2 protein-coding genes and 1 pseudogene are annotated in these 3,921 nt (G+C 64.4%); 2 read left to right on the forward strand and 1 reads right to left on the reverse strand.

All coding sequences use genetic code 11. The annotated features are described in order from the left end of the window. Nucleotides 1-345: 345 nt before the first annotated feature. A pseudogene (locus Q7T84_RS19520) lies at nt 346-728 on the reverse strand (Tn3 family transposase); the annotation flags it as partial. Nucleotides 729-1,383: 655 nt separating this feature from the next. Here Q7T84_RS19520 and Q7T84_RS19525 point away from each other — a divergent pair. Both Q7T84_RS19525 and Q7T84_RS19530 read left to right on the forward strand, forming a co-directional pair. Then, entirely contained in the window at nt 1,384-2,340 is a 957-nt protein-coding gene (locus Q7T84_RS19525) for a bifunctional enoyl-CoA hydratase/phosphate acetyltransferase (protein ID WP_304812349.1), read from the forward strand. Next, entirely contained in the window at nt 2,337-3,599 is a 1,263-nt protein-coding gene (locus Q7T84_RS19530; RefSeq protein WP_304812351.1) for an acetate/propionate family kinase, read from the forward strand. Before Q7T84_RS19525 ends, Q7T84_RS19530 begins: the two co-directional genes overlap by 4 nt. Nucleotides 3,600-3,921: the final 322 nt, after the last annotated feature.

Here is a 3,921-nt window from a genome sequence, read left to right on the forward strand (position 1 = left end):
CAAGTGGAATCGGTTGGTGCGCGAGCTCTAACGGAGTCCGCTGTTGGGAACTCTACTCGTCAACATTTACAACTCTGCAGCCAGGCGAGAGCGTGACTGCCGTTATGACGCTTGTATACTCTGTTAACAAGTTAGAGCGTAAGGCGCTGCCCAAGGTAATCGACGGGACCTTTAGCGCTCCACTATACGTCGTCGACAGCGTGACCAAAGCCCGCGACACGCAGATAGTGTCGATGGACTTTGAAATTCAGAATCCCGAGGGCTTGTAGTCGAGCTTTAGCATTTGGGCTCACCTCAAGGTTTGTGCGCTAAAGGGCGCTTAAGAGCGCGAACCATGAACATGGCCTATGCGGCGCGATAGAGCCGGTCGGGCGGATCGTTCAGCGGCCTGAACCCGCCTGCTGTGGCGGCGTCGGCCCAGAGATAGTCCCCCGTAAGCCCGACGTGAGCCCAACTCATCGGCGACAGGTGGGCCAGAAGCTCGTCGGGCGCGGCGATCTCCTGCCCTGCTTGTGAACGAACACCGCCTGGGCCAGCGCATGGCGGGCCTCGCTCTTGTTGAGGCCGGCCTGGCAGCGCGAGCGCAGCTCGGGACTCTCCAACCAGTCGAGCGTGAACAGTGTCCGTTCGATCCGACCGACTTCGGCCAGGGCCATGTCCAGACGGTTCTGCCGCTTGAAGGCCGACAGCTTCTTGAGCATCACCGAGGGGACGGACCCGGCCTTGAGCCCGAACGAGGCGTGGTGGATACTCGACGCCAAGGCTTACTCTCCGATCGCGCTCTTGCGGGTTTATCGAGGTTGAAGGGCGGTCACTAGATGAATATCGAGGCCGGCGGGGTCACGCCTGCAGCCTGCGTTCCCTCGACCAAAATGACATCGTCTCAAAGACTTCGAACGCGCCGCGCCCGCCAGACAGACCCGGCGATGTTTGCCCGAACGCCAGGATTTGACCGCCAGCTGGCACCATCGCAAGGCCTCAATAGAGACTGCTCCAAGTTGATGTCTCAGTCTGTCGGGGATCCGACTCCGGCACGCTCGCCATCTCCGCTTTTGACCTTTCGCCGACATTCGGGCGCGCAAGACAGCGACGGACGATGGCCCCCCTTATGAGGGTTCAGATGAAGATCGGACCTGGAAGGCGCCCCAAATACTATGAACGCTGCGGAATGGGTCCGCGCATATACGCAACCCTCCCGACCAAAGACCCGCCGGCATTGAGCTTGCTCAAGCGAAAGAGGTGACGGAGCTGGGCGAACGGCGAACATGGCGTGCTTTTCGCTTAAGGCCCTAGCCACCTTCTTCAGCGCGGGCGATGATCTGATCGCGGCCACGCGGCGACCTATTGCGCCCGGAAAACTCAGTCGGGGAGCACGTAGCGATCGTGGAAAGTCCTGCCGGTCTCGACGTTTCCATTCCCGGAAGCCAGCTTCAGCGATTGATGCGCATGGCCGAGGCGCAGCCGCCGCTGGCGACAGCTGTCGTCCATCCGGTCGACGTGCTCTCGTTGACCGGCGCAGTCGAGGCGGCCAAGCGGGGGCTGATCACGCCGATCCTGATCGGGCCGAAAGCGAGGGTCGAGGCGGCGGCTCGAGACGCGGGCAGGGATATCTCCGCATTCCAACTCGTCGATGTCGAACATAGCCATCAGGCTGCCGAGACGGCCTGCGCGATGGCCGCCAGGGGGCAGGCCGCCGCCATTATGAAGGGCGCGCTGCATACCGACGAATTGCTGGAAGCGGTCGTGGCGCCAGGCTCGGGCCTGCGAACCGACCGCAGGATGAGCCACGTCTTCGTGCTGGACGTGCCGACATATCCACGGCCGTTGCTGGTCAGCGACGCGGCGCTGAACATATCGCCGGACCTCGCCGCCAAGCGAGACATCGTGCAGAACGCCATTGATCTGGCCCATGCGATGGGAACGCCGCTGCCCAAGGTGGCCATTCTCTCGGCGGTGGAAACCGTCAATCCCAAGATGATCTCGACCCTGGACGCGGCCGCCTTGTGCAAGATGGCCGATCGCGGACAGATCGTTGGCGGGCTGCTGGACGGCCCCCTGGCTTTCGACAACGCGGTGTCGCCGGAGGCGGCCAGGGCTAAGGGCATCGTCTCGCAGGTGGCGGGCGAGGCAGACATCCTGATCGTTCCCGACATCGAGTCCGGCAACATGCTGGCCAAGCAAATCTTCTATCTGTCGAACGCGCAGTCGGCGGGAATCGTCCTAGGCGCCCGCGTTCCGGTCATGCTGACCAGCCGCTCCGACCCCGAGGCTTCACGTCTGGCGTCCTGTGCGCTCGCCATTCTGGTCACCCAGCACAAGCCGACCAAGTACCTAAGATGACAGCGGGCGGCATCCTGACCCTGAATGCTGGGTCTTCCAGCTTGAAGTTCGCGGTTTATGACGCGACCCCAGATCTGCCCCTCAAGCTGTCTGGACAGATTTCGGGATTGAACGGGCTCCCTCGGATGCGGGCCAGCACCGAGAGCGTTGTCCTCGCCGACGAACCGTGGGCGGGGCCAGCCGACCTCGACGCTGTGCTTGAGCGGCTCTTCGACTGGCTGGCGGCCCAGCGCCAGGCGGACGGCGTAATCGCCGTCGGGCACCGCATCGTGCATGGCGGCCTGGAATTTCGCGAGCCGCGAACCATGGACGAGGACGTTCTCGCCAAGCTCGAGGATCTGTCATCGCTAGCTCCGCTTCACCAGCCCTTCAATCTGCGCGGCGTGCGGATGGCGATGCGGCGTGTTCCGAACACGTTGCAGGTCGGAGTCTTCGATACCGCCTTTCATGCGGACCAGCCGGAGGCGGCGCGGCTCTATGGCCTGCCGCGGGATCTGATCGACGAGGGCGTGCTGGCCTACGGCTTTCACGGCCTGTCCTATGACTACATCGCCAGCGTCCTGCGCCAACGGGACGGGAAGCGGGCGGGGGGGCGGGCTATTGTTCTGCACCTTGGCAGCGGCGTCTCGCTCTGCGCCATGAACCAGGGGCGCAGCGTCGCCACGACCATGGGCTTTTCGGCGCTTGACGGTCCCCCGATGAGCACCCGCAGCGGCTCCATAGATCCCGGCGTCATCCTGTACCTGCTCCAGGCGAAAGGCATGAGCCCGGCTGCGGTGAGCGACCTGCTCTATCAACGCTCGGGCCTTCTCGGCCTCTCCGGGCTAAGCGGGGACATGGTCGCGCTGTTGGCCAGCCAGGCTGCGCATGCGAGGCAAGCGCTTGAGGTCTACGTCTACCGTATCGCACGCGAAATCGGCTCGCTGGCGGCGGCGTTGGGAGGGCTGGACACCTTGGTGTTCACCGCCGGTGTCGGCGAGAATGCGCCGGCGATCCGGGAGCGTATCGTGGCCTTCAGCGGCTGGCTCGGCGCTACGCTCGATCACGAGGCGAACTTGGCGGGAGCCGGCCGGATCGACTCAGGTGGCGGCGTCGAGATCCTGGTCGTGCCGACCGACGAACAGCTGGTGATCGCTCGAGGCGTCTACGAGCGACTTGGCTCCCGCGGCGAGCGCGAGGAAGCCTTCAGCTCAACAGGCGAGCCGGCTGCCGGTCGCCCTTCTCCATGGCGCGCTGGTAGGCCGGCCGCGCCGCGATGACCTTCAGATAGGCCAAGATGTTCGGATAAGGGCGGCAGCCGACAGCACGGGCTACGATCCGAGAGCGCAGCGCTCGCCGCCAGCCTCGTGGCGCTCGCGGTTCCTGACGGCGATCGCTGTGCGGACGGCGCAGCAAAGACTAGCGTCTACGACGCATTCCGGCCGCAACGGCACACGCCCCACCCTCCCGATCTCGGGCCGCTTATCGGGCTAGGGTTCGCCTTGCTCGAGTGGCAGGCGCTGCGCAGATGACAGCGCCGCCACCACGCCTGTCACCCAGCCGCTATTCGTTTCGATCGGCGATCGCCCCGCCACCTTCTTC

The sequence above is a fragment of the Phenylobacterium sp. genome (genome assembly GCF_030654915.1).
Lineage (GTDB): Bacteria > Pseudomonadota > Alphaproteobacteria > Caulobacterales > Caulobacteraceae > Phenylobacterium.

What these genes read in the sequence shown, in the direction of transcription:
- Q7T84_RS19530 (WP_304812351.1), top strand. Translation starts at nt 2,337, where the DNA reads ATGACAGCGGGCGGCATCCTGACCCTGAATGCTGGGTCTTCCAGCTTG.